This is a genomic window from Pseudomonas sp. Au-Pse12 (assembly GCF_021341665.1).
GTDB lineage: Bacteria > Pseudomonadota > Gammaproteobacteria > Pseudomonadales > Pseudomonadaceae > Aquipseudomonas.
In genome coordinates this window covers 48,836-72,916 of sequence record NZ_JAJTTH010000001.1, presented here as the reverse complement: position 1 = coordinate 72,916, position 24,081 = coordinate 48,836, and the positions used below count along the sequence as shown (strand labels likewise).

At 62.1% G+C, this 24,081-nt stretch carries 23 protein-coding genes; 5 read left to right on the top strand and 18 right to left on the bottom strand.

Going from position 1 to position 24,081, the window contains the following annotated elements; genetic code table 11:
- Positions 1–5 precede the first annotated feature (5 nt).
- Together LXM55_RS00275 and LXM55_RS00270 are read right to left on the bottom strand one after the other, a co-directional pair.
- The gene (locus LXM55_RS00275; RefSeq protein WP_233317513.1) at positions 6–797 is read right to left on the bottom strand and encodes a fumarylacetoacetate hydrolase family protein; all 792 of its coding nucleotides are present in this window, start codon (positions 795–797) and stop codon (positions 6–8) included.
- On the bottom strand, positions 794–1,621 hold the full coding sequence (locus LXM55_RS00270; RefSeq protein WP_233317511.1) for an alpha/beta fold hydrolase: 828 nt from the start codon (positions 1,619–1,621) through the stop codon (positions 794–796). Before LXM55_RS00270 ends, LXM55_RS00275 begins: the two co-directional genes overlap by 4 nt.
- A gap of 160 nt (positions 1,622–1,781) precedes the next feature.
- Here LXM55_RS00270 and LXM55_RS00265 point away from each other — a divergent pair, with 160 nt between their 5' ends.
- The gene (locus LXM55_RS00265; protein ID WP_233317509.1) at positions 1,782–2,558 is read left to right on the top strand and encodes an SDR family oxidoreductase; all 777 of its coding nucleotides are present in this window, start codon (positions 1,782–1,784) and stop codon (positions 2,556–2,558) included.
- A 59-nt stretch (positions 2,559–2,617) separates the two neighbouring features.
- Positions 2,618–3,088 (top strand): SRPBCC family protein, encoded by a 471-nt coding sequence (locus LXM55_RS00260; protein WP_233317508.1) that lies wholly within the window; start codon positions 2,618–2,620, stop codon positions 3,086–3,088.
- Between the two features lie 55 nt (positions 3,089–3,143).
- On the opposite strand, the gene LXM55_RS00255 is transcribed toward LXM55_RS00260, so the two are convergent.
- The 8 genes from LXM55_RS00255 to LXM55_RS00220 all read right to left on the bottom strand — a co-directional run bounded on the left by LXM55_RS00255 (position 3,144) and on the right by LXM55_RS00220 (position 11,227).
- On the bottom strand, positions 3,144–3,527 hold the full coding sequence (locus LXM55_RS00255; protein ID WP_233317506.1) for a steroid Delta-isomerase: 384 nt from the start codon (positions 3,525–3,527) through the stop codon (positions 3,144–3,146).
- Positions 3,528–3,536: 9 nt separating this feature from the next.
- Positions 3,537–4,739: an acetyl-CoA C-acyltransferase gene (locus LXM55_RS00250; RefSeq protein ID WP_233317504.1), complete on the bottom strand. Its 1,203-nt coding sequence runs from the start codon at positions 4,737–4,739 to the stop codon at positions 3,537–3,539.
- 31 nt (positions 4,740–4,770) lie between these two features.
- Entirely contained in the window at positions 4,771–5,229 is a 459-nt protein-coding gene (locus LXM55_RS00245) for a MaoC family dehydratase (RefSeq protein WP_233317503.1), read from the bottom strand.
- A gap of 2 nt (positions 5,230–5,231) precedes the next feature.
- On the bottom strand, positions 5,232–6,014 hold the full coding sequence (locus tag LXM55_RS00240; RefSeq protein WP_233317502.1) for an SDR family oxidoreductase: 783 nt from the start codon (positions 6,012–6,014) through the stop codon (positions 5,232–5,234).
- A 15-nt stretch (positions 6,015–6,029) separates the two neighbouring features.
- Entirely contained in the window at positions 6,030–7,223 is a 1,194-nt protein-coding gene (locus LXM55_RS00235) for an acyl-CoA dehydrogenase family protein (RefSeq protein WP_233317501.1), read from the bottom strand.
- Positions 7,220–8,392 (bottom strand): acyl-CoA dehydrogenase family protein, encoded by a 1,173-nt coding sequence (locus LXM55_RS00230; RefSeq protein ID WP_233317500.1) that lies wholly within the window; start codon positions 8,390–8,392, stop codon positions 7,220–7,222. The genes LXM55_RS00235 and LXM55_RS00230 overlap by 4 nt, the downstream gene beginning before the upstream one ends.
- A 159-nt stretch (positions 8,393–8,551) precedes the next feature.
- On the bottom strand, positions 8,552–10,279 hold the full coding sequence (lhpI, locus tag LXM55_RS00225) for a cis-3-hydroxy-L-proline dehydratase (protein WP_233317499.1): 1,728 nt from the start codon (positions 10,277–10,279) through the stop codon (positions 8,552–8,554).
- Between the two features lie 225 nt (positions 10,280–10,504).
- A complete protein-coding gene (locus LXM55_RS00220) occupies positions 10,505–11,227 on the bottom strand; it encodes a TetR/AcrR family transcriptional regulator (protein WP_233317498.1) in 723 nt (240 codons plus the stop codon).
- Positions 11,228–11,416: 189 nt separating this feature from the next.
- Between LXM55_RS00220 and LXM55_RS00215 the strand changes: the two genes are divergently transcribed.
- Both LXM55_RS00215 and LXM55_RS00210 read left to right on the top strand, forming a co-directional pair.
- Positions 11,417–12,877, top strand: a complete 1,461-nt coding sequence (locus tag LXM55_RS00215) for a flavin-containing monooxygenase (RefSeq protein WP_233317497.1) — start codon at positions 11,417–11,419, stop codon at positions 12,875–12,877.
- A 67-nt stretch (positions 12,878–12,944) separates the two neighbouring features.
- On the top strand, positions 12,945–13,871 hold the full coding sequence (locus LXM55_RS00210; protein ID WP_233317495.1) for an alpha/beta hydrolase: 927 nt from the start codon (positions 12,945–12,947) through the stop codon (positions 13,869–13,871).
- 307 nt (positions 13,872–14,178) lie between these two features.
- On the opposite strand, the gene LXM55_RS00205 is transcribed toward LXM55_RS00210, so the two are convergent.
- The 7 genes from LXM55_RS00205 to LXM55_RS00175 form a co-directional block, all read right to left on the bottom strand.
- Positions 14,179–14,958, bottom strand: coding sequence for an SDR family oxidoreductase (locus tag LXM55_RS00205; RefSeq protein ID WP_233317493.1), 780 nt, complete (start codon positions 14,956–14,958; stop codon positions 14,179–14,181).
- 10 nt (positions 14,959–14,968) lie between these two features.
- Positions 14,969–16,738, bottom strand: coding sequence for an acyl-CoA dehydrogenase (locus LXM55_RS00200; RefSeq protein ID WP_233317491.1), 1,770 nt, complete (start codon positions 16,736–16,738; stop codon positions 14,969–14,971).
- 10 nt (positions 16,739–16,748) lie between these two features.
- Positions 16,749–17,534 (bottom strand): enoyl-CoA hydratase/isomerase family protein, encoded by a 786-nt coding sequence (locus LXM55_RS00195; protein ID WP_233317489.1) that lies wholly within the window; start codon positions 17,532–17,534, stop codon positions 16,749–16,751.
- 78 nt (positions 17,535–17,612) lie between these two features.
- On the bottom strand, positions 17,613–18,401 hold the full coding sequence (locus tag LXM55_RS00190; RefSeq protein ID WP_233317487.1) for a crotonase/enoyl-CoA hydratase family protein: 789 nt from the start codon (positions 18,399–18,401) through the stop codon (positions 17,613–17,615).
- A gap of 85 nt (positions 18,402–18,486) precedes the next feature.
- Positions 18,487–20,052, bottom strand: coding sequence for a long-chain-fatty-acid--CoA ligase (locus LXM55_RS00185; RefSeq protein ID WP_233317486.1), 1,566 nt, complete (start codon positions 20,050–20,052; stop codon positions 18,487–18,489).
- Positions 20,053–20,184: 132 nt separating this feature from the next.
- Positions 20,185–20,883, bottom strand: a complete 699-nt coding sequence (locus LXM55_RS00180) for a Crp/Fnr family transcriptional regulator (protein WP_233317483.1) — start codon at positions 20,881–20,883, stop codon at positions 20,185–20,187.
- Between the two features lie 239 nt (positions 20,884–21,122).
- Positions 21,123–21,710: a TetR/AcrR family transcriptional regulator gene (locus tag LXM55_RS00175; protein ID WP_233317482.1), complete on the bottom strand. Its 588-nt coding sequence runs from the start codon at positions 21,708–21,710 to the stop codon at positions 21,123–21,125.
- A gap of 100 nt (positions 21,711–21,810) precedes the next feature.
- On the opposite strand from LXM55_RS00175, the gene LXM55_RS00170 reads away from it, so the two are divergent.
- Complete coding sequence (locus LXM55_RS00170; protein WP_233317479.1) at positions 21,811–22,569, top strand: SDR family oxidoreductase; 759 nt, start codon at positions 21,811–21,813, stop codon at positions 22,567–22,569.
- A 98-nt stretch (positions 22,570–22,667) separates the two neighbouring features.
- Here the strand turns inward: LXM55_RS00170 and LXM55_RS00165 are convergent, their stop codons facing one another.
- Positions 22,668–23,465, bottom strand: coding sequence for a fimbrial protein (locus tag LXM55_RS00165; RefSeq protein ID WP_233317478.1), 798 nt, complete (start codon positions 23,463–23,465; stop codon positions 22,668–22,670).
- Positions 23,466–24,081: the final 616 nt, after the last annotated feature.

The window sequence follows — 24,081 nt, the reverse complement described above, 5'->3', positions numbered from 1 at the left end:
TCGGGTCAGGCGCAAAAAGACACCCGGGCACTGCCCAGGCCATCGATGGTCAAGGAAAATTCATCACCGGCACGCACCGGTTCCAGGGGCACCAGGGACCCGGAGAGAATGATTTCCCCGGCCTTGAAGGCAATGCCGAAGGCCCCCAGGGTATTGGCCAGCCAGGCCACCGCCGTCAGCGGGTTGCCCTGTACCGCCGAGCCCAGGCCCTGGCTGAGCCACTGCCGATTCTTGAACACCTGCATGCGCAGCGCCGGCAGGTCCAGCTGCCGCGGGTCGACGCGCTGTTCCCCCAGCACGAAGACACCGCAGGAGGCGTTGTCGGCCACGGTGTCCTGGATACGAATCCGCCAGCCATCAATCCGTGAGTCGACAATCTCGAAACACGGCGCCACCCACTCGCTGGCGTCCAGCACATCGGCCTCGGTGACCCCGGGGCCCAGCAGGTCGCGCTTGAGCTTGAAGGCGATCTCGCCTTCGGCCCGGGGCTGGATCAGCCGATTGGCCGCCAGGGAGATGCTCGCGCCGTCGGCAAAGGCCATGGCCTGGGTGAGAAAACCGAAGTCCGGCTGGTGCACGCCGAGCATCTGCTGCACCGCCGCCGAGGTCACGCCGATTTTCTTGCCGACGATGCGGTCACCGTCCGCCACCCGCCTCTGGATGCCGTACAGCGAGATCTGGTAAGCGTCTTCGATGCTGATGTCCGGCCAGCACTCGGTCAGCGGCGCCAGGGTCACGCCCTGGCGCAAGGCCTGGTACAGCGCTTCGCCGTACTGCTGTTGCAGGGCCTGGTTCATGCTCGCGGCTCCGCCAGGAACTCCAGGCACTGGCGGTTGAACAGCTGGCGATATTCCACCATCACCCAGTGCCCGCATTCGCTGAGCAGCAGCAGGCGGATCTGCCGGCAATGTTCCATCAGGGTCTGCGCCCCGGAGGCCGGGCAGAACTGGTCATTGACGCCCCAGAAGCCGAGGATCGGGCAACTCAACTCGGCCAGGCGCGCGGTCAGGTTCGGCACCTGCATGGTCGACAGCACTTCACGCGGCTGCTCGCGGACCACGGCCACTCGCTCATTCACCGTTTCGTCGCTGATCAGGCTCGGGTCGAACACTTGCAGGCCGAGCAGGCGGCGCATGCCGCTGGCATCGTGCAGCTCGTCGGTGGCGAACGCCGCGGCCATCCGCTGAATCCCCGGCATGCGCTGGTAATACTCCTGCTTGTCCATCAGCCCGCCGGGGGCCATCAGCACCAGGCGGCTGACCCGCTGCGGCTGGTCCAGCGCCAATTGCACGGCAATCGCCCCGCCCAGGGAGTTGCCGATCAGCACGCAGCGGCCAATATCCAGGGCATCGAGCAGGCCAGTGAGGGCCTCGACAAAAAACGCCAGGCGGTACTCGACCCGTGGCTTGTCGGACGCGCCGTAGCCCGGCAGGTCGGGCACGATGCAGCGATGGCCGGCCGCGGCGAACGCCGGGTAGTTGCCCTTGAAGTTGCTGTGGCCGCTGGCACCCGGCCCGCTGCCGTGGATGAACACCACCGGTTCACCGCTGCCCATGTCCTGGTAATGCAGTCGCATACCGTTGGGCAGCGTCACTGCCCGCCCTTGCGCTGAAGCCTTCATGCCCGGTCCTCCGGCTTTTTGTCGTGCGCCGATTGTGCGCAGCGCCAGGGCCGCCCACATCGTCCGAGAGGACTAGCCTGCCTAGTCCCTTTGGACGTTGGAGGCCCGCTGAGCGGCCCCTAGGATCAAGCCCTCGACAACAGCCCAGAGCGAGGCAGGCATGCAGCAACCAATGGATTTCAAGGGCCGCGTGGTGCTGGTCACCGGCGGCGGCAAGGGGGTTGGCCGGGGCATCAGCCAACGTTTTCTGGAACGGGGCGCGCAGGTGCTGATCTGCGGGCGCCAGGCCCCTGAGCAACTGCCCGCCAGCGCTGGGCGCGAGGCGTTGTTCATCGCCTGCGACCTGCGCGACGTGGAGCAGTCCCAGGCGCTGGTGGATCAGGTGCGCGCACGCTGCGGCCGGCTCGACGTGCTGGTCAACAATGCCGGTGGCGCGCCCCAGGCCGACGCCGCCAGTGCCTCGCCGCGCTTCAGCGAGGCGATCATCCGCCTCAACCTGTTGGCGCCGCTGAACCTGTGCCAGCAGGCCAATCGGGTGATGCAAGCCCAGGCCGAAGGCGGCTGCATCATCAATATCACCAGTGTCAGCGCCAGCCGACCCTCCCCCGGCACCGCCGCCTATGGCGCGGCCAAGGCCGGGCTGCTGAACCTGACCCGCTCGCTGGCGGTGGAGTGGGCGCCCAAGGTCCGCCTGAACACGGTCAGCGCCGGGCTGGTCCTCACCGAACAGGCGGCCTTGCACTATGGCGACGCCGCCGGCCTGGAGCGGGTCGCCGCCGGCATTCCCCTGCAACGCCTGGCCAGCCCCGAGGACATCGGCGATGCCTGCCTGTACCTGGCCTCCCCCCTGGCCCGCTATGTCAGCGGCAGTGACCTGCTGGTGCACGGCGGTGGCGAGCGCCCGGCCTTTCTGGCAGCGGTACAGGCCCACGGCTGAACCCGGATCCAACGCGCCGCCCCGGGCGGTTTTCGAAACACGTCCAAGAGGAATATCCGATGCCAGCCATTGCCAGCCACAGTGTCTTGCTCAATCTCGACAACGCCACGGTCTGGGCCAGCCTGAGTGATTTGCGCCTGGCCCCGCACTATGTTCCCGGCCTCACCGGCTGCCGGCTGCACCCCGGGCCGGCACAGGAGGTGGGAGCCAGCCGCCGGGTGTTTCGCAAAGGCGGGCGCTGGCTGGATGAAAGCGTGGTGCACTGGCAAGAGGGGCTAGGATTTGTCCTGCGCCTGCACCGGGAACAGGCCGGCGCGCCCTTCCCCTTTCGCCAAGCACACTTTCATTACCAGTTGCAGGCCGAAGGCAGCGGGACCCGGGTCGTCACCCGCCTGTACTACCAAATGCGCGGAGGACGCCTGGTCGAGCGCCTGCTGCGCAAGGCCATGGATCAGGTGGTGCGGCAGATCGCCGAGAACCTCAAGGCGTTCTACGAAACCGGGCGCACCCAGAACGCGTACTTCAAATAGCCGCAAGTAACGGCAGGCACCAGGGCGTACAAGGCACGCCCTGGCGCGACGCGGCTCAACCCAGAGGCTGGATGTTGGCCGGGCCCCAGTAGGCCTTCATCGAGCGGATCAAGCCCTGCTCGTCGAACTCCATGACATCGATCACCTGCAACGAACAGGGCAGGCCCTGCCACAGCATCTCGATGCGAAAGGCCATCGCCGCGCAGCCATTGAGCGTCACCCGTACCGGGCCGCTCAGGGTCGCCGAGACCTTGGCCGTTCCCAGGCCCTGGCGATAGAACTCGGCGATGGCCGCCAGCCCGCGCACTGGCGGCTGGCCCACCGGGTCTTCCAGCACCGCATCCTCGGCGTACAGCGCGACAATCGCCTCGATGTCGCCGGCATCGACCTTTTGCACATAGCCTTGCATGATCGCCTGGATCCGTTCACTGCTGATCATTCGCGCCTCCTAGGCCACTTCAAACAGGGCCGCGGCGCCCATGCCGCCGCCGATGCACATGCTCACCACCACATAACGCACGCCCCGGCGCTGCCCCTCGATCAGGGCGTGGCCGACCATACGCGCCCCGGACATGCCGAACGGATGCCCGAGGGCAATGGCGCCACCGTTGACGTTGAGGCGCTCCATGGGAATGCCCAGGGTGTCGCGGCAATGCAGCACCTGGCAGGCAAAGGCCTCGTTCAGCTCCCAGAGGCCGATGTGGTCCACCGTCAGGCCATGGCGCTTGAGCAGCTTGGGAATCGCGTAGACCGGGCCTATGCCCATTTCATCGGCGTTGCACCCGGCCACCGCCAGGCCCCGGTAGATACCCAGGGGCTGCAAGCCCCGGCGCTCGGCCTGGCGCGCGCTCATCAGCACCGCAGCCGAGGCACCGTCGGACAACTGCGAAGCGTTGCCGGCGGTGATGAAGCGCCCGGGGCCGCTCCATTCGCCGCCGGCCCACACCGGCTCCAGGGCGCCGAGGCTGGCCAGGGTGGTGTCGCGGCGATTGCACTCGTCCTGCTGCAGGGTCAGGGTTTCATAGCGGGTTGCACCGCTGGCCTTGTCGACGATCGCCTTGCGGCTGCTCAGCGGCGCCAGCTCCCGATCGAAGCGCCCGGCTTCCTGGGCCCGGGCCGTGCGCAGCTGGCTCTCCAGGCTGTAGGCGTCCTGGGCCTGGCGCGAGATGCCATAGCGCTGGGCGACGATCTCGGCGGTTTCGATCATCGGGATGTAAGCCCGCGGGTCGTGCTCGATGACCGCCGAGCTCTGGTTGCGGTAGCTGTTCTTGTGGCGGTTCTGCACCAGGGAAATCGACTCCAGGCCACCGGCCACGGCAATCTCGATTTCATCGCAGATGATGCCCTTGGCCGCGGTGGCGATGCTCATCAGCCCCGAACCGCACTGGCGATCCAGGGCCATTCCGGCCACGGTCGCGGGCAGGCCGGCGGCCATGGCGCACAGGCGCCCCAGGTTGTAGCCCTGGGTGCCTTGCTGGGCCGCGGCGCCGATCAGCACATCATCCACTTCGCCGGGTTCGACCCCGGCGCGGCGCAGCGCTTCACGCACCACGTGGCCGCCCATACGCGGTGCCTCGGTGTCGTTGAACGCCCCGCGAAAGGCCTTGCCGATCGGCGTGCGAGCGGTGGAAACGATGACGGCGTGGTTCATGTTGTGCTCCTGGAATGGACAAGCGGCCGGCTCAGGCCGGGTAGTAACGACTGATGGTGTCGACCACGCAGCCAGGACGCGCCTGGCCTTCGATCTCGACGCTGACCTGCAGGGTCGCCTGGACCCCGCCCTGGACCGGCGCCACCGCCAGCAGCCGGGCACTGCCGCGTACCCGCGAGCCGGCGGGGATGGCCGCGGGAAAGCGCACCCGGTCACAGCCGTAGTTGACCCCCATGGCCACCCCGCGAACCTCGACGATCTGCGGCAGGAACAGGTTGACCAGGGCCAGGCTCAGGTAGCCGTGGGCGATGCAGGCGCCAAACGGCCCACTGGCGGCACGCTGGGGGTCGACATGAATCCACTGGTGGTCGCCGGTGGCGTCGGCGAACAGGTCGATGCGCTCCTGCTTCAGCAGCAGCCAGTCACTGACCCCCAGTTCCTCGCCGACGGCATCGGCCATGGCAGCGGGCGTGGCAAAAACTCGCGGCATGTTCAAGCCCTCTGGCTGGAGACCGAGAGCACTTCCCCGGTCATATAGGAGCTGTAGTCGCTGGCCAGGAACATCATCACGTTGGCCACTTCCCAAACCTCGGCGGCACGCCCGAACGCCTCGCCGGCGGCCAGTTGCTCAAGCACCGCCGGGGGCGCGCTGCGCCGCAGGAAATCGTGCATGGCGATGCTCGGGCTGACGGCATTGATGCGAATGCCGTGCTCGGCCGCTTCCAGCGCCGCGCAGCGGGTCAGGGCCATCACCCCGGCCTTGGCCGCGGCGTAGTGGGACTGCTCCTTCTGGGCCCGCCAGCCGAGCACCGAGGCGTTATTGACGATGACCCCGGCGCCGCGGCGGATCATTCCCGGAAGGATCGCCCGGGTCATGCGCATGGTCCCGGTGAGGGTCACATCCAGCACCCGCTGCCACTCCGCGTCGGGCATCTCCAGCAAGCGGCGCGAACCGCCGAGGCCGGCGTTGTTGATCAGCACATCGACCCCCTGCAGGTCGCGTTCGGCGCAAGCCACCAGGTGCTGCACCTGGGCCTCGTCGGTGACATCGCACAACTCGCCAAACACCGCCTCAAGCCCGCTGGCCCGGCGAATCCCGGCCACCGCCTCGGCCAGCCGCCCGGGGTGGATGTCACTCAGCAGCAAGGCCCGGCAGCCCTCTTCCGCCGCCCGCAACGCCGCGGCATAACCAATGCCGGCACCGGCCGCGGCGGTGATCAGCACCGACTTGCCCCGCAGCAGGCCGTGGCCCGGTACATATTCAGGAACCGCCATGAACACACTCCTCGATCAAGAAACCGGGCGCGGTTCCCGGGGCATGCCCAGGGCGCGCTCGGCGATGATGTTGCGCTGGATTTCGTTGCTGCCGCCGTACAGCATGTCGGCCCGCGAGAACAGGAACAGGGCTTGCTCGGGGCGCAGCGCATAGGGCGCGCCTTCCAGCAGTTCGGCCTCGGCGCCGAGCACGTCCATCGCCAGCTTGCCGAGGCGCGCGTGCCAGGTGGACCAGCACAGTTTGTAGATGCTGGCGGCACGGCTCAGGCTGCCGTCCTGGGGGCCGCTGAGCATGCGCAGCGAGTTGTAGCGCATGATCCGCAGGCCGCCCCAGGCCTCGGCCAGGCGCTGGCGCAGCAACGGGTCGCGGGCCGCGCCGTTGCCCCGGGCGATGTCGATGATCCGCTGCAGTTCGTTGTGGAACTGCATCTGCTGGCCAAGGGTCGACACCCCACGCTCGAACCCCAGCAGTGCCATGGCGATCTTCCAGCCCTCGCCCGGGCGGCCGACGATGTTCCGCGCTTCGGTGCGGGCCTCGTCGAAAAACACCTCGTTGAACTCCGAGGTGCCGGTCAACTGTTCGATCGGACGCACCAGTACCCCGGGCTGGGCCATGGGCACCAGCAGGAACGACAAGCCGTGATGCCCGACGCTGCCGGCCTCGGTGCGGGCCAGGACAAAACACCAGTCGGCCTCGTGCGCCAGGGAGGTCCAGACCTTCTGCCCCTTGATCAGCCAGTCGCCGCTGTGCGGGTCCTGCGTGGCCCGGGTCTTGACGTTGCCCAGGTCGGAACCGGCCTCGGGCTCGGAATAGCCCTGGCACCAGAACGTCGTGCCATTGCGAATACCCGGCAGCAGGCGACGTTGCTGTTCTTCAGTGCCGAACGCCACAAGGGTCGGCCCGGCCAGGCCCTCGCCGATATGCCCCATGCGCCCGGGGCCGCCAGCACGGGCGTATTCCTCATGGAAGATCACCTGCCGGCTGATGGACAAGCCGCGGCCGCCATGCTCCGGGGCCCAGCCGACACAGGTCCAGCCGCCTTCGGCGAGGCGCCGTTCCCAGGCTTTGCGCTGTTCGGGAAAGCTGTGTTCGTCCCCCGGCCCGCCACGAAAGCGCAGCGCGGCGAACTCCCCCGCCAGGTTGGCCGCCAGCCATTGCGCCACCTCGTGGCGAAACGCCTCATCCTCTGGGCTGAAACCGATTTTCATGGCTGCTCCCCCAGGATCCACGTGGCGATCTGTTCGCGGTGCAGGGCCGGCGAGCCGAGAAACGCCTCGCTGGCCCGGGCCCGCTTGAAGTACAGGTGCGGGTCGTATTCCCAGGTGAAACCAACCCCGCCATGCAACTGGATCGATTCGGCGGCGCACTGGTAATAGCTTTCCGAGCACTGCGCCTTGGCCAGGGCCGCCGCCAGCGGCAATTCTTCGGCCACCTGGGCGGCGCCGGCCGGGTCCAGCGCCTCTTGCGCCACGCAAGCGGCGTAGTAGCTGGCCGAACGCGCGCACTCCAGTTGCAGCATCAGGTCGGCCGCGCGGTGTTTCAGGGCCTGGAAGCTGGCGATCGGCCGGCCGAACTGACGCCGCTCCTGCATGTAGGCCAGGGTCAGGTCGAAGACCTGCTGGGCACCACCGAGCTGCTCTGCAGCCTGGGCGATGCAGGCCAGTTGCAAGACCCGTTCGAGCACCGGCCAGGCGCTGCCGAAATCGCCCAGCAGATGCTCCGCCGGCAGGTACAACTGCCGCAGTTCAATGCGCCCCAGGCGCCGGGTCTGGTCCAGGGTCGGCAGGCACTGGCGCTGCATCGCCGGATGCCCGGCCTCCACCGCGAACAGGCTGATGCCGGCCGTGCCAGTGCTGTGCGGGTGGCGAGCGGCAATGATCAGCAACTGCGCGCTATGCCCATCCAACACATGCTCCAGCACACCGTCGAGGCGATAGCCGGCGCCCTCGGCCAACGCGCTGACCTGCACCTGCTCGGCGCCCCAGCCATGGCCGCTGCTGCTGGCCAGGGTTGCGGTCAGTGAACCGTCGGCAATGCGCGGCAGCCAGCGTTGCTGCTGGGCCGGCGAGCCCCCCAGGAGCAAGGCCGGGGTCGCCAGGCAGGCGGTGGCGAAGAACGGCGAACAGAACAGCCGCCGGCCCATTTGTTCGAGGAGGATCGACAGCTCGACAAACCCCAGGCCCAGGCCGCCGCAGGCTTCGGGAATGTGCAGCGCCGGCCAGCACAGTTCCTGGCACACGCGCTGCCAGACGGCCGGGTCATGGCCCAGCTCGCTGGCCATGGCCGTTCGTACCGCCGCGCTGTCGGAAACGTCGGCGAGAAAGTCCTCGGCCGACGCACGGATCATTTCCTGCTCGTCGCTGAATGCAAAGTCCATCGCTTACGCCTTGCTGGCTGAAGGTGACGGGTGCAACACCCGCGCCGCCAGCCACTATGGCGCTGCGCATCAGCGGAAAAATCGGCAGCCCTGCCTAGTCCGAGTGGACGATGGGCGGATGTCGGCTCGGGATTAGCGGCGCGGAGCGCCGACACCCGATCATGGCCGCAGCCAGGCGGGAGCTTCCTCCGGCGCCAGGCCGCTGCGCGCGGTCTCGGCACAGGTCGCCAGCCCCGCATAGTGAATGCCGAAGCCGGAAATACCGGGGCCGTAATGCGCGTACTTGCCGGAGTTGGTCATCAGCGAGCGGGCGTTGGGCTTGAGCAGCGGTTTTTCGATCATGCACCAGCAGGTGTCGGTGATGAACTCCACGCCGAAGGCTGCCAGGACCTCGATCGCGCCGGCCGCCTCGGCCTGCTCGAACACCGTCCTGCCGCTGGTGACCATGATCGAGACCTGCGGGTGCTTGCGCTGACCGGCGCACAGCTGCGCCAGGCGCTTGAATTCGTCGAGGGAAAAATGCGGGTTGCCCAGGGAGATGATGTCCACCTGTCGATCATCGGCGGTGTTCAGTTCCTGCCAACTGCGGTACAGGTCGTCACGGCTGACCCTGATGCTTTCCAGGGGGCTGGCCAGCGTCTGCTGCGCCGCTGGGGACAGCGCTTCCGGGGTGACGCCAGCGATATGGAACATCGGGGCCGCGCAGGTGGTGGCAAAGGCCGCGCCGAAGCCTTTCAGGTCATCCAGGGTCATGCACTGGCGTTCCAGCCCGATCACCAGCGGTATGCGCTGACCGGCAATCAAGCCGACATGGTAGCCAAGCAGCGGATACAGCGACTCGTCGAAATCCGCCAGCGGCGGCACCTCGATCACCACCGCCGCCTGGCGATTCTTATCGATATGGCAACCACTCAAGGGCGCGCGCCCGGTCAGTGCAATGCAGATATCCAGGTAGTCCGGGTACTTCATGGTGCGGGCGCCCAATACGCTGTTGGCGTAGACCACGGCATTGGATTCGGCCCAGACAATCTGCTCGCCCAAGCTCGGCGCGGTGTCGAGCAAGTACGGCGCACAGGTGAAGGTCGGTTCACAGCCCATGTTGACGTAGGCCTGCGCCAAGGCACTGGCTGGCTCGCCCAGTTCGGGCCTGATGCCCTGGCTGCGCCAGCGCCGCTGGTCCACCGATACCGAGTTGAGGCTGGTGGGCACCACCACCTTCGCGCCCCACTCACAGAGTTGCTGCGCAAAGCGCAGGCTGGCCGGGCCGGTGTAGATGCAGCCGTCGATATGCGCCTGGGTCACGTCGATGAGTTCACTGGCGCCTTGAATCCGGGCCATCTGCAGGATGATCTGCATCGCCACCTGGCAGGCCTTGCCGGACTGGCCGTCGAGCATCGCCCGATCGCTGGCCGAGAGCTGCACGGCCCCGGTCGCCGCCACCGAGGCGTCGACGGCCGGGTCATCACCACCGCCGTCAATCTCCACCAGCGCCCCCGTTATTCGCACCGAGCGGGCCTTGGCGAAGCGCTCGAAACCGCCCTCGCCCACACTGACCACCGGGATCGACACCTGGAAGATCGCCTGGGCAACCAAGGCCCCCAGCGTGAGGATTTCTTCGTCTTCGGCAAACACCAATGCCGCCGGCGCCTTGCCGTTCAACAACAGTTCCATGATTACCGCGCTGCCGGAGCACGAACCACGCCCGCTGGGCATCACCAGCACCTTGCCGGCCAGGTGTTGACCCGACAGCGGATGGTGCCGATCGATCACCTCGCTGGTGTAAGGGTCGACGCCTCCCCACAGGCTCAAGGGCACGCTGGAAAACAGCACCTCGCCCTGGGCCACCCCATGAACCAACGACCTTGCCTGCAGACGTGAACCGCTCATCTCATGTCACCCTCGAAAAGTGCACCTGGAACCGAGTACTCAGTTGAGCGCAGGTTGCAAGAACTGGACGCTGGTGTGGTCAGCCCTGTCTCTCACTTGGGGAAGAAGTATGGGGTCTGGCTGTAAAAGCGAAGCGGGAATCAAGCCACGAGAGGAGTTTCAAGAACTGCCACTGATAACAACTCGACTCAAACCCTTAACTTCAACAAATAGACTGCACGCTCTTCAACGTGAATAACCGGCTATTGAGCCCACAATAAAATCCACAAAAATGGCCGACAAGGTCGCCTGATCAAAGCCTTGCATGGGCCCTCCTCCTTTAATGGAAAGTCGGGTATCGGCCAAACTGTGCAAGATGGTTCCCACCGCATAAAAGACCTTGACGGCGGTCACGTCAGCGGGCTGTTCTGGCAGGGCCTCCTGAACTCGCCGAAGAAAGGATTGGTGATAAGGAAGCAACTTGCTGACCAGCAAGTCGTAGTACTCAGGATCGGATCGAGTTAACCGATCAGCAAATTGAACGGCGCGTCTGGCCGACGGCGAGGACAGGTGCAGAGTCATCAACGGATCCATGTAGGCATGAAGTACCGACTTCAGGTCCGGATGCTCTCCCATCGCCGCAAACTCGGACTCCATGGAGTCATGCACACGCTTCACTTCTTCCATGAATAGGTCGAGCGCGGCAACGATCAGACCGTCCTTGCCGCCGAAGTAGTACTGGATCACCGACTGATTGGATTGCCCGGCCTCCGCCGTGATCTGCCGCATCGAGACCGCATCGATTCCATGCCGCGCAAACAACCGTATCGCCACATCGATCAGATGCGCGCGGGTGCGGGCATCTCCCCCTGCGGCGCGCCCCACAGTGGGAAGCGGGCGACGTTCGAACGCATCAACATCAGCGTCATTCAACTGTTCTGAATCGGGATGAGAGATTTTTTTGGTCATCGCAGCAGTTTATCAGATCAGCGGTAATGCACATAAAAAGCAAATAATGCACATGCATCATGCACATGCTTGACGGCTTTTCCGGGCCTCGCTAACCTCTAGCCGTTCACGCCAGGAACCGTTCGCTCGGGGTCGCGCCCTGCGGCCTCTTCTGTGGACGACAGACCGTCAACGCAAGGGTTTAAGCCTATGAGCACGCAACAAATCGAAATCGATGTACTGATCGTTGGAGCGGGCCTGTCAGGAATAGGCGCGGCTGCTCACCTCAAGAAACACTGTCCCGAGCACAGCTTCACCATTTTGGAAGGACGTGACCGTTTGGGGGGAACCTGGGATCTCTTCAGGTACCCCGGTATTCGATCTGACTCCAGCATGTATACCTTCGGCTATTCCTTCAGGCCCTGGACTTATGAAAAGTCCATTGCGGATGGTTCAACCATTCTTTCCTACATAAAGGAAACCGCTAATGAATGCGGCGTAGAGCAAATGATCCAGTACCGTCACCGTGTCGCACAGGCTGACTGGTCCTCTGCGGAGCGGCGCTGGACAATTAACGTGGAAGTTGGAGAAGAGAAGGCTCTTAAAGTATTCAAGTGCCGTTTTCTCTGGATTTGCTCTGGCTACTACAACTACGACGAAGGCTATACCCCAGAGTTTGAAGGCATCGAACACTACAAGGGACAAGTGGTCCACCCGCAAAAGTGGACGAACGACATTGATTACAGCGCAAAGAATGTCGTGATCATCGGCAGTGGTGCAACCGCCGTGACATTGCTGCCTTCGATGACCGATAAAGCCAGGCACGTGACGATGTTGCAGCGTTCGCCTTCCTGGGTCGCGAGCCGGCCCGCGCGCGACCCTGTCGCGCAGACACTCAAGAAATGGCTGCCCATCCACCTCGTTCATGGGGTAACGCGCTGGAAAAACATTACGCTGCAAATTCTTTCTTACCGCATGAGCAAGAAAAAACCTCAACGCGCAAAAGACGCGATTCTCAAGTTGCTCCACGAGCAACTGCCCAAAGAGTACGTGGCAGAGCACTTCACTCCCGACTACAACCCGTGGGATCAGCGCGTGTGCGCGGTGCCAGACAACGATTTGTTCAAGGTCATCCGTGAAGGCAAGGCTTCAATTGTCACCGACCACATTGACCGCTTTACAGAAACAGGCATCAAGCTCAAGTCGGGCAAGGAACTGCAGGCGGACATGGTCGTTACCGCGACAGGCTTGAACTTGCAGGCCTTCGGCGGCACACGCATCTCGATCGACAATGAAACCATAAACATGGGAGAGCAATACAACTACAAGGGAATGATGATCAGCAACATCCCTAACATGGCATTCATGATGGGCTACACCAACTCATCCTGGACCCTGAAATCCGACTTGGTGTCCGTATACATCTGCAAACTTCTGAAGCACATGCGGCGGCATCAATACGAACAGGTAGTTCCACGGATAGAACAGGGCGCACTAAAAGCACAGCCGCTCATCGATTTCAAATCCGGCTACGTGCTCAGGTCAGTGGACAAGTTCCCCAAACAAGGCGACATCGCGCCTTGGAAACTGCACCAGAACTACATTCTTGACACCCTCGCCCTGAAACATGGTCGCCTGGAAGACAAGGTTCTGGAGTTTTCCAAAGCATGACCCGCCCTGCCACGCCCACCCGATCAATGAGCAACTCCCCTACATAAATGCACATGGGCTCATCTGTATGAATGACTTACCTTCAAGCGGCGTCAATCCTGCGACCACGGTCAGAAAGTCTCGCTTTGATAGCCTCGGTACATCTTGTGCCGCCACTTTCTACCTCCCGAAAAATGACGCCGGTAGCCATAAGCCGCTTCCGGCCATATTGATGATCTATGGCTGGGGAGGAACTCAAACTTCATTTCTCCCCCCTTTCAGAGACCATTTTCTGTCCCTCGGCTTTGCCGTAATGACCTTTGATTTTCGCTCTTGGGGCGAAAGCGCTGGCCATCCTCGGCATGTCATTCGCGTGAATGAACGAATTGCCGATGCACAAGCCGCGTTAAATCACTTGAAACAGCAGCCAGAAGTGGACCCCTCTTCGATAGTGCTCTGGGGCTCCTCACTGGGCGGGGGCATCACTTGCACGCTAGCCGAGCGGCACCCCGAGCTGTTGGGAGCCATTGCACAAGTTCCCATGCTCGATGGACGCTCCGCCTCTTCCGCCACCCCTTTGCTGCGCCGTTTGCGGCTGTTGACGTATGCAGTCATTGACTTGGCGAGAGGCGCCAGGACCTTGTACATCCCTATTGTCTCCGAGCCAGGGCAGCTATCGACAATGGACAGGGATGGCGCCTTTCGGGCCAAGGAGCAATCTGTAAAACAATACGGCCCGGGCGCACCTAATTACGTTGCCGCCCGATCAGCGCTCACCATGTTGACCTACAAACCCATCAAGTCACTGGAACAGACACGGGTGCCCACTCTGCTGATTGGTGGAACACGAGACACCGTGGCGCCGTTCAATCAATCTGAGTTGCAGAAAATACCCAACCCGAACGTGTCCATAAGCACCATCGATGCAAATCACTTTGAACCCTACTTCCCTCCTCTTCTGGAACAGAACCTGGCCATTCAAACTCGCTTCTTGAACAGCCTCCTCAAGGTCTAGCCACCCGCATACCAACAGCCGCCCCCCTTCACCGCGAGTGAACCGGCTGATCCCGACAGCAATGTGCTTGCCTCTATCACTCAACGCATGAAACCCAAGGAATGCCACGGACAGGCATTCCCCGGTCAGCGATCGAAACCACAGGTGGGCAGAAGGGAGCGAGACGGTCGCCGTCTGGTCAATCGGCTAGCCGTTACAGGGCGCGAAGCCCACTAAGGCCGTGCTGGCAAGCCAGCAGGTAGAAGTCAAAGGCCAGCTCCCTGCCGGCCAGATCACACAACTAAAGCGCGGTTACAACCTGAGCGGTTCAGCGAGTCGTGGAAAACCCGCCGTCCAGCGGAATGATCGCACCGGTGATGTAGGCCGAAGCGGCCGAGGCGAGGAAAACGCTGGTGCCCACCACATCCGAAGCCTGGCCAATACGGCGCAAGGGAATGCTCTGAGCAATAGCATCACCGCTGCTCTTGAGCATGAACTCGGTCATCTTGGTTTCGAACGGGCCAGGGGCGATCGCGTTGACGTTGATGTTCACCGACGCCAGGTGAGACGCCAGATGCCGGGTCAGATGATGCACCGCGGCCTTGCTCGCCGAGTAGGAGTAGTTGCCGTAGTCCGGGCTCGTCAGGCCATCGACGGAACCGATGTTAATCACCCTGGCAGGATCGACAGCGCTGCCCGCGGCCTGTAGGAGCGCACCGAGTTTCTGGGTCAGGAAGAAAATGGATTTCAGGTTAAGGTCCATCACCTTGTCCCAGCCACTCTCCGGGAATTCGCCAAACCTGGCGCCCCAGGTGGCGCCGGCGTTGTTCACCAGGATGTGCAGCTTGGGTTCGCGCTGCTGGATCTCGTGCGCCAGCCGGTCGACCTGCAGCGGATCAGCCAGGTCGGCGGCGATGCCAATGGCCTGGCCATACTGTCGCAACTCAGCCTCGGCCTCGGCGCAGGCCTCGGCCTTGCGCGACACCACATAGGTCTTGACCCCGGCCTGGACCAGCCCCCTGGCGATCATCAGGCCAATGCCGCGAGTACCGCCAGTCACCAGGGCAACCTTGCCGCTGATGTCGAACAATGAAGTTTGCGTGGTCATTTCGTGTACCTCAACGTGAATGCAGTGGATAGCTTTGCAGCGCCGCTTGAATCGCCCCGGAGGCTTTCAGGCGCGCCACGCGCAACCCGGCATCGGGCAATTGATAGGCAAAGTAGAACTGCGCCTCGGCGCGCTTGGCCGCCGGATCGATGGGCAAGCCAGGCTGGTCCAGGGCGGCCAGCACTCGCAGCCAGAGCGTGGCGATGACCCCATGCCCCACCAGCCAGAGAAACTCACGAGCACATTGCAACGCGGCGAAGGGGGTGGTCTTCAGCTCGTTCTGCAGCTGTTGCACCACGTCGGCAATCTGCCCCAGCAGTGCTTCGACCGCCGGCACATGCGCCCGATGCTCACCGACCGCCGGCAGTTCAGCGATCTGCCCACGCAGCCATTGCAGGGTGCCATCCACGGATTGCTGGCGACCGTCGTCGAGGCGACGCACCACCAGGTCCAGTGACTGCACGTCATTGGTGCCTTCGTAGATGGGCAGGATCTGCACATCACGCAGCAACACCTCGATACCGGTGTCGCGGATATAGCCATGCCCGCCATGGGTTTGCATGGCGGCGCTGGTGACGTCCACGCCGATTTCGCTGCAGATGGCCTTGGCGGTCGACATCAGCACCGGCAGCAACAACCGGGCACGCTGCGAGGCTTCGCGGTCCTCACGGTTCTGGCTGTGTTCGTAGACCAGCGTGGTGGTGAAGGCGAGCATCCGCGCCGAGGCCGTCAGCATGCGCATGCGCACGATCTCGCGACGGATATTCGGATGCTCGGCAATCGGCAGCGCCCCCTTGCGGCCGCCACACAGGTCGCGTCCCTGTACACGCTCCAGGGCGTAGGCCGTGGCCTGCTGAACGGCCCTCTCAGCCACGCCGATGGCCTGGAAGGCAGTACCGATGCGCGCCAGCTTCATCATCGCGAACATGCCGGGAAGGCCTTCGCCCGGCTGACCGACCAGCCAGCCTTGGGCCCCGGCAAACAGCAGCTCGGCGGTGGCCGAGGCATGGATGCCGAGCTTTTCCTCGATCCGCGGGCAGGTCACGCCATTGGCCTGGCTCCAACGGCCGTCGGCAGCCGCTTTGAACTTGGGCACGATAAACAGCCCCAAGCCGGAAAGCCCCGCCGCCGCGCCCTGAATCCGCGCCAGCACCAGATGGACAATGTTGTCGGTCAAGTCATGGTCACCGCCGCTGATGAAGATCTTGTTGCCACTGAGCTGGTAAGTACCGTCCTCGTTCACCCTCGCCGTGGTGCGGATCAGCGACAGATCGGTTCCGCTTTGCGGTTCGGTGAGGCACATGCTGGCGTTCCACTCACCGCTGCCGATCTTTTCCAGGTAGGTCTGGCGCAGGTAATCACAGCCAATACTCTTGATCACCGAGTACACGCCCAGGCGTATCGAGACGTACAGGGCAAAGGCCATGGAGCCGCTGCTGAGCAGCTCGTCGCAGGCAAAGCCGAACGGCCACCCGAGCCCCTGGCCGCCGTCTTCGACGGCCGTGTGCAAGGCGCCCCAACCATCGGCGACAAAATCCTCATACGCGGCACGGTAGCCTGGCGGCGTCTTGACCCCCTCGGCCGTCACCCGACAGCCTTGGCGGTCAGCAATGTCGGTCAGCGGCAGCAAGCGCTCACTGACAAACCGCCCGAGGTTTTCGAGCACAGTGCCAAGCATCTGCGCACTGCCCTCCTCACTGGCGCACGCCTGGAACTCCTTGGCCAGCAGGTGGCTGGCCAGGAACTGATACTCCCCGACAGGGGCTTGATAATTCGACATGGTCCGCCCCTTACTCGCCCTTGAAGCTCAAGCCCTGGTTGAGTGCATCCGTCCCGGCGGCAGCGAAACGCTCGACCGCGTCGATCATGTCGGCGCTGGCGAAGGTGGCGGGTCCGACGTCCAGCAGGCGCTGGTCCGCCGCGGACAGGCCATGGGCTACCGCGGTGTTGATCAGGTGTTTGGAGGCGGCGTAGGCCACCGTTGGTCCATTCGCCAGCTTCATGGCATAGCTACGCGCCTTGGCTTCAACATCGTCGTCGGGCAGCACGCGGTTGATCAGGCCCCAATCGAGCATGGTCCTGGCGTCATAGATACCAGCGGACAAGACCATTTCCTTGGCCCGGGCCAGACCGACTCGCGCCAGCAGGCGCTGAGCGCCGCCCAGCAACGTAGTGGTGCCGATTCGCGCCTCGACCTGGCCGAAGTGGGCCGACTCACCGGCGAAGAGAATGTCGTGCAGTTGGGCCATTTCACAGCCACCGCCCAGGCACATGCCACGAATCGCCACCACCGTGGGGAACGGCAGGTTCTCGAAGCGCTGAATCTCCGGAATCCACCGATTGAGCTTGCGGCGGGCGAAGTTGGCGTCGTTATCGACAAAGGTGCCGATCACGTCCGCGCCAGCACAGAAGTGCTCGCCCTCGGCCACCGTCAACAGGGCCCGGGCCTTGGCCTCCAGCGCCTGGTCAACGGCGGCCATGAGCCCCGCGAAAGAGGCGCCGGTCAGCAGGTTCATCGGCCCGCCGCAAAAAGTGGCGATGGCCAGCGGGCCATCCATTTCGAATTTGACAGTCATGCTTTTCTCCAGGAACGGGCATCGCTCAGGCAAGCCGATGCCCTCCCCACGGTCGCGGGGAAACGTTAGTAGGAAGGATCAACGGCCTTTGAAAACGGCGGCGCGCCGCTCTACGAAAGAGCGCAGCCCCTCCGCGTAGTCCTCGGTGGCGAACACCGTTTCCTGAATCTGCGGGATGCAATCGATCGCGGCCTGCTCACCCTCGCGCACGAAGCGCAAGGCCGCCGCCTTGGTGGCACGCAACCCAATCGGCGCGCACTGGCAGATCAGCCGCGCCAGCTCCATGGCCCGCTCCTTGTGCGGCCCGAAAGGAAGCACTTCCTGGACAAAGCCGATCTGCAAGGCGCGCTGGGCATCAAACTCATCACAGAGGAACAGGTGATACATGGCGTTGCCCCAACCGGTGCGGGTCAGGTAGCGAAAGTGCGCACCGCCCAGCGGGGCAATGCCGCGCTTGGACTCCATCTGACAGAAACGCGCGGTGTCGGCGGCGACGACGATATCGCCGGCGAGCATCATCTCGATGCCGACGGTGTAGGTCATGCCATGCACCACCGAAATCACCGGTTTGCTGCTGCGCTTGCCCAGGCCGAACGGGTCGACCCAGTCTTCCGGCAAGGGCTTGACGGTGGCAGTCGGGCCGAAGAATTTCGGCATGTCCAGGCCTGCCGTGGTGTGTTCACCCTCCGGGCACAGCACCGCGACCCAGAGGTTGTCGTCGTTGTCGAAGGTGGTCAGGTGCCGGGACAACTGCTCGATCATCTCCGGCGACAGGGCGTTGCGCTTGGCGACGTTGTCCACCGAGATAATGGCGATGTGATCTTCAACGCGCATGTGAACCGCGCCAAAATGCTGCTCTTGACTCATGGGGTTAACCTCTTGGGTAGGGGAACTCAACGCCTGCGCGGCAACCGAATCGCCACGCAGGCAACTTGACTTGCATGCACAGCGATCAGGCGACGCCCCGCCCCTGGTTTCTCCAGTAGGGCTCGCGAATCAGGCGCCGCAACACCTTGCCCGTGGCATTGCGCGGCAGCTCGGCAACGAACTCCACGGTCTTGGGCAACTTGAAACCGGCCACCTTGCCCCGGGCATGGGCGATCAATTCCTCTTCACTCAGGCTGGCCCCCGGCTTGAGTATCGCGACCGCCTTGACCGCCTCGCCCCACTGCTCGTCGGGCACACCGATCACCGCCACATCGAGGACCGCTGGATGGCTGTAAAGCACATTCTCGACCTCGGCCGGATAGACGTTCTCACCCCCGCTGATGATCATGTCGCGCTTGCGGTCGTAGATGTACAGGTAGCCCTGGGCATCCAGGTAGCCCATGTCGCCAGTGTGGAACCACCCCTCACGGATCACCTCCTGGGTCTCCTCGTGACGCTGCCAGTAACCCGGCATGACCTGGGAAGAGCGGCAGATGATCTCGCCCACATCGCCCGCAGGCAGAACGTGCCCGCAGACATCGATCACCTGAAGCTCGACCCCGGCGGTAGCCCGGCCACAGGACAGCGCCAGCGCGCTGTCGCCCATTGCGATGCGCTGATGATCAGCTGGCGTGAGGTAGGCGATAGGGCCGGAGGTTTCTGTCAGCCCATAGATTTGCCCGAAGCCGCTGTGTGGCAGGGCTTGCATGGCCTCCTGCAACAGGCTGGCGGCCATCGGCGCGGCGCCGTAGATAATGGTTTTCAAGCTGGCGCACGCGCGTCCGGTGCGGGCCATGGCCTCCATCAGCCCGCGCACCATCACCGGCACCATGAGGGTCAGCGTGACCTGTTCACGCTCGATGATGTCGAGCATCTGCTCGGGAACGAAATGCCGGGCGATGACCAAACGAGCACCACGCGCCAGGCCAAAAATGCCCAGCAGCGAGCCGGCAACATGGGCATGCGGCAGGCACAACAGCACCACGCTGTGGGCGTCGATCGGGTTGCAGGGGCTGAGTTCGCCTGTGACCGGCGCGCAAAGCGACGCGCTGAGGATGCTGCGGGACGTCAGCTGCACGCCCTTGGGCACACCGGTGGTTCCACTGGTGTAAATCTGCAGGCAGGCGTCATCCAGGTCCATGGTCGCCAGGCCGCTCGACGCAGGCTGCGCGTCGCGCCAGGCCAGGTAATCCTCGCCCAGCACCACCACACGCTCGATAAACCCCAACGCGGGGCGCACCTGATCGATCAGCGCAACAAACTCCTCGCCGACGAACAGCACCCGGGGCCGGCAGTCCGCCAGCACCTGGGCCACTTCCCGCGCCGACAAACGAGCGTTGAGCGGGGTTGCTACCAGGTTGGCGCGAGCCGCGCCCAACCAGAGCTCGTAGAAGTGATCACTGTTGTGATCAAGAATCGCGATACGTTCCTGGTCGACACAACCCAGCGCCATCAGGCCATTAGCGACTTGGTTGGCATGCTCATCCAGTTCGGCATAGGGGGTTCGTTGCTCACCCGACACCAGGGCAATGCGCTCGCGGCAATCATCGGCCATGGGCCGGGCAATCTCGGCCAACGTCAGTTCAATCATCGACAGGGTCTCCACGACGGCGCCCGATTTGTTATTGGGTGGCGCTCGTGGAGCCGATGCTAAGGGAGGGGGAAAAACCACAACGTCTTGCAGGTGACACTCTGGGTGATTTTGTCGCGCCCCGGCGCGCCGTCAGGCAGGGAACCTGCCAGGCGCTTTGCGCTCCTGGCGCACATGTTCATCGATAAAGTGGCGCAAGCCCTGAGGGTCCTTGACCACGACCGAACCGTAATGGGTGTCGATCAGGTTCAAGCGTCGCAACTCGGTAACCACCTTGTTCACGCTCTGCCGGGCGCTGCCCACCATCTGCCCGATCTCGGCCTGGGACAGCGACAGGGCCACGTCTTGCGTCGCGGCGCCTTGCATGTCGGCCAGCCAGAGAACCCGGGACGCAATACGCGCCGCCACCGGCTGGGTGAGCAACTCTTCGACCAGCCGCAAGGCACCGCGCAAGCGTCGACTGGTCTGCAGCGATATCGCGCTTTCGATCGCCGGGTGGCTGGCCCGCAACTGCGCAAAATCCTTGGCCGACCAGGCCCTGAGGGTCACTTCGCCGCGGGTCACGATGGTGACCGAATAGGGTTCATCATCCGCGATCGAGCTGTCCCCTATCAGGTCGCCCGGCTTGTAGACATAAATCAGCACTTCCTGGCCATCGGCGGTGAGGATGCACTTGCGTATTTCCCCCGCGACGATCTGAAATACCTCAGTGACCGGATCCCCCTGGCTATAGAGCGTGATATCGCTGGCAAACCTGCGCAGCCGGGCCTTTTCGAGCAGCGCCCCACGAACCCCTGAAGGTAATTCATCAACCCAGTTGAAGCCGCTCATGCCGCATGCACCTCGTAACAGTGGCGGATTTCATATTTACAGAAATCAAGCGCCACCACTCAATCAGTTTCAGGTCAGGCGACGAATAAACCGTTTAATCAAGGCGCTTAATTGATCAGGCAAATACCCCGCCTGCGGCCTGACTGATTGGGAGATGACTGCGCTGGTGACCGCCACAGCAGTGAAGGGCGATGAATTGCCTTTCCTGTAGTCGTTCGAGGTGACGCTTGGTTTTTATGCTACCCACTCTGCTTCAGGCTTTCGGGGCTGCCAGCACACAGGCCGTCCATCACCAGGGTCATCAATCTGGCCAGACGTGGACGCCAGTCACTTCGAGAGTCCATTTGCCATATTCCGGCAATGGCTAGAAAAAAGTCGTCATTAGTAATCCCGCTACGAATCGTTCCAGCCTTTTCATTTGCCCTCAAAAGCGCCTCTACTGCGGCCTGGACAGGTGCATATCCCGACTTCCCTGGGAACTCGTAAAGAGACGCCGCTTGTTGTATCGCAGTAGCGAGCCCTGCCTTCGTCAATGCATATTCAGCGAGGCCGTCCATCCATTCTCGAAGGGCCGCCTTGGGTGGTTTGGTCGCGAGCAGATGCTCTGCCAACAAGGCCACTTGCTGCATTTCGAATTGATAGACCTCAAATACCAGTTTCTCTCTGGTAGGGAAGTGGCGATAAAACGTGCCTTGCCCCACCCCAGCCTTCTTCGCAATCGCACTCAGCGCAACCGCAGGGTCGCGTGTCAGCTCTCCCACCGCGACTTCCAGTATCCGCTCCCGGTTTTTCTTGGCATCAGAACGCATCACCAACTCGTCAGTCATGAGCAAAGTTTTCCTTCGCTGTATTGCTAAGCGGACAACTGTCCGGTACGTTGCTTTAAGTGGACAACTGTCCGGTTGTTCATCATTTCGGGAGTTTACTATGAACGGCACTGGAAACACGATTCTGGTTACTGGCGGCACCTCAGGCATTGGCCTCGGTCTGGCGCTTAGGTTTCACAAGGCGGGAAACAAGGTGATCATCGCGGGGCGTCGCAAAGCTCTACTCGACAAAATCGTCTCGGAACACCCAGGTATTGAATCAGTATTACTGGACGTTGCCGATCCACAATCCATCCAGCGCGCCAGCGCAGCGCTTGCGATCAGCCACCCAAACCTGAACGTCCTCATCAACAATGCTGGCATCATGCATTGGGAAGACCTGACCGATCCGGAAAGCCTGAACACCGCCGAAGAAACCGTAGCAACGAACTTGCTTGGCACGATTCGCATGGTGTACGCATTTATTCCCCATCTGACCTTGCAGCCCAACGCAACGATAGTGAATGTCAGCTCGGCTCTGGCATTCGTACCGCTGCCTGCAACGCCGACCTACAGCGCAACCAAAGCGGCGGTTCATTCGTTCACGCAAAGCCTTCGGGTCCAGCTAGAAGCCTCATCCGTCGAGGTCGTCGAGCTTGCGCCGCCGGGAGTACGGACCACTTTGCTTGGTCAGGAAAATGACGAGCATGCAATGCCCTTGGAAGCGTTCCTGGACGAAATCTTCGAACTACTCAAGATCTCTCCTACCCCACCCGAACTCGTCGTTGAGCGCGCCAAGCCATTACGCTTTGCTGAAGCGAATGGCTCACATGATGAAGTTTTGAAAATGCTCGCGGGATACAAACCAGCGGCAAAGTGACATATGCCTTGCGCCCCCAGATCAGCAGATTGCATCTGCCGACTTGGGGCCGCATTCGTTGTGCACACAACCCCAAACCTTGATCAAGCATATAAAAACTACTGATAAGACAATGTCATTGTACTTCCTGCCCTAGCCACTCCAGGAGTAATGCCTGCAGAAGTACGAATGTACCTGACAACCATCGTTTTACCGACAAGACTTCCCGCAGTGACAACCGTTCCAAACTCTCTCCTGCTTGTCAGTGAACCTGGCGGCCCGAAAAGTACAGGGGTACCACTATCGAGCACCTGCAATGAAATACCTTTCGCGGAACCGGACAAATTCTCCAGCACTAAATTCGATGTGACATTCGCAGTAGAGTTAACATCTGTCATCGTATAACTGACCTTATAATCCACGTAACCCCCATCACAGTTTACCGATAGCGTAAAGGGAGTATCTCCCGCCGTATCAGACACTGACCGCATCAAAGAGACATCTACTCGCGGTAGCTTAACACTGGTTGGCATATCCAACTTACAGGAGGCATTTTTAACTTGAATGGAAGCAGATGCTATAGAAGCTGAAATGGGTGCCTGCCTAGCCGTGACAGGGCCCACCCACTGCGTTACGACTGAAGGAACACCAACAAAACTCAATTGACCTGGCGGAAGTTTAGTTAAGGCGACTAATTGAACTCTCACCCGCATACCAAAATTGTATACAGTCGTGATTGTCGTATCTCGCAACAGCAGGTTCTTATTTTTTACCAAAGGAATATAATCACCACTAACAGCAACCTCTACAATCATGCCTACCCCGGCAGTGCCGGTACTAAAAACATCGTATGAAGTACCATTATAAATAATGCTCTGACCGGAAAAAACAGCAGCCGGCTCGGCATAAATCTTCACATCTGCACGTCCCCCGTCTTCAGTCTCCAATCGGCAATTGATAGCAGCCGCATTTACTATTGAATGCCAGCCAGACGAAATGAACTTCCCCTGTTCTCGCCCTCCCGTATAGTTTATTACACTAGGAAGAGGCACAACGACACCACCCCCAGCGGTTGAGTTATCGCACACAAGAGCAAACGATTTCATCGCCCATAGAAAAAGCAATATGCCGCCACCTATCGACCTAAACAACTTCGCCCCCAAAACTTAGTTAAAAAACCACAACCACATGCTTAAACTGAAATCGTACCCAGGGCAGACTTTCACCAAAGATCCGACCTCCCACCTAATGCTTCACCGGAGTTAAAAGACCGCCAAGAGCCGAAAATCCTACGCAAAAAAAACGCAGACCCACAGCTCAGATATCCTTACCACCCACTAGACATATCCAATAAAGCCAAGGAGATATCCTACAAAGCAAAACATTCCAGAGTTGCTCAGGCGTGTGCCGACTCATTTTGTGGTGTAGAGCACCTCGCCCCATCCAACCTATCGCCACGAGCAATAAGGCTATTACTGCAACCCGTTGCCCAGATCTCCCAACTCTTGCCAGTAGTTCAATCCGCTGAAATTC

What these genes read in the sequence shown, in the direction of transcription:
- LXM55_RS00275 (WP_233317513.1), bottom strand. Translation starts at nt 797, where the DNA reads ATGAACCAGGCCCTGCAACAGCAGTACGGCGAAGCGCTGTACCAGGCC.
- LXM55_RS00270 (WP_233317511.1), bottom strand. Translation starts at nt 1,621, where the DNA reads ATGAAGGCTTCAGCGCAAGGGCGGGCAGTGACGCTGCCCAACGGTATG.
- LXM55_RS00265 (WP_233317509.1), top strand. Translation starts at nt 1,782, where the DNA reads ATGCAGCAACCAATGGATTTCAAGGGCCGCGTGGTGCTGGTCACCGGC.
- LXM55_RS00260 (WP_233317508.1), top strand. Translation starts at nt 2,618, where the DNA reads ATGCCAGCCATTGCCAGCCACAGTGTCTTGCTCAATCTCGACAACGCC.
- LXM55_RS00255 (WP_233317506.1), bottom strand. Translation starts at nt 3,527, where the DNA reads ATGATCAGCAGTGAACGGATCCAGGCGATCATGCAAGGCTATGTGCAA.
- LXM55_RS00250 (WP_233317504.1), bottom strand. Translation starts at nt 4,739, where the DNA reads ATGAACCACGCCGTCATCGTTTCCACCGCTCGCACGCCGATCGGCAAG.
- LXM55_RS00245 (WP_233317503.1), bottom strand. Translation starts at nt 5,229, where the DNA reads ATGCCGCGAGTTTTTGCCACGCCCGCTGCCATGGCCGATGCCGTCGGC.
- LXM55_RS00240 (WP_233317502.1), bottom strand. Translation starts at nt 6,014, where the DNA reads ATGGCGGTTCCTGAATATGTACCGGGCCACGGCCTGCTGCGGGGCAAG.
- LXM55_RS00235 (WP_233317501.1), bottom strand. Translation starts at nt 7,223, where the DNA reads ATGAAAATCGGTTTCAGCCCAGAGGATGAGGCGTTTCGCCACGAGGTG.
- LXM55_RS00230 (WP_233317500.1), bottom strand. Translation starts at nt 8,392, where the DNA reads ATGGACTTTGCATTCAGCGACGAGCAGGAAATGATCCGTGCGTCGGCC.
- lhpI (WP_233317499.1), bottom strand. Translation starts at nt 10,279, where the DNA reads ATGAGCGGTTCACGTCTGCAGGCAAGGTCGTTGGTTCATGGGGTGGCC.
- LXM55_RS00220 (WP_233317498.1), bottom strand. Translation starts at nt 11,227, where the DNA reads ATGACCAAAAAAATCTCTCATCCCGATTCAGAACAGTTGAATGACGCT.
- LXM55_RS00215 (WP_233317497.1), top strand. Translation starts at nt 11,417, where the DNA reads ATGAGCACGCAACAAATCGAAATCGATGTACTGATCGTTGGAGCGGGC.
- LXM55_RS00210 (WP_233317495.1), top strand. Translation starts at nt 12,945, where the DNA reads ATGAATGACTTACCTTCAAGCGGCGTCAATCCTGCGACCACGGTCAGA.
- LXM55_RS00205 (WP_233317493.1), bottom strand. Translation starts at nt 14,958, where the DNA reads ATGACCACGCAAACTTCATTGTTCGACATCAGCGGCAAGGTTGCCCTG.
- LXM55_RS00200 (WP_233317491.1), bottom strand. Translation starts at nt 16,738, where the DNA reads ATGTCGAATTATCAAGCCCCTGTCGGGGAGTATCAGTTCCTGGCCAGC.
- LXM55_RS00195 (WP_233317489.1), bottom strand. Translation starts at nt 17,534, where the DNA reads ATGACTGTCAAATTCGAAATGGATGGCCCGCTGGCCATCGCCACTTTT.
- LXM55_RS00190 (WP_233317487.1), bottom strand. Translation starts at nt 18,401, where the DNA reads ATGAGTCAAGAGCAGCATTTTGGCGCGGTTCACATGCGCGTTGAAGAT.
- LXM55_RS00185 (WP_233317486.1), bottom strand. Translation starts at nt 20,052, where the DNA reads ATGATTGAACTGACGTTGGCCGAGATTGCCCGGCCCATGGCCGATGAT.
- LXM55_RS00180 (WP_233317483.1), bottom strand. Translation starts at nt 20,883, where the DNA reads ATGAGCGGCTTCAACTGGGTTGATGAATTACCTTCAGGGGTTCGTGGG.
- LXM55_RS00175 (WP_233317482.1), bottom strand. Translation starts at nt 21,710, where the DNA reads ATGACTGACGAGTTGGTGATGCGTTCTGATGCCAAGAAAAACCGGGAG.
- LXM55_RS00170 (WP_233317479.1), top strand. Translation starts at nt 21,811, where the DNA reads ATGAACGGCACTGGAAACACGATTCTGGTTACTGGCGGCACCTCAGGC.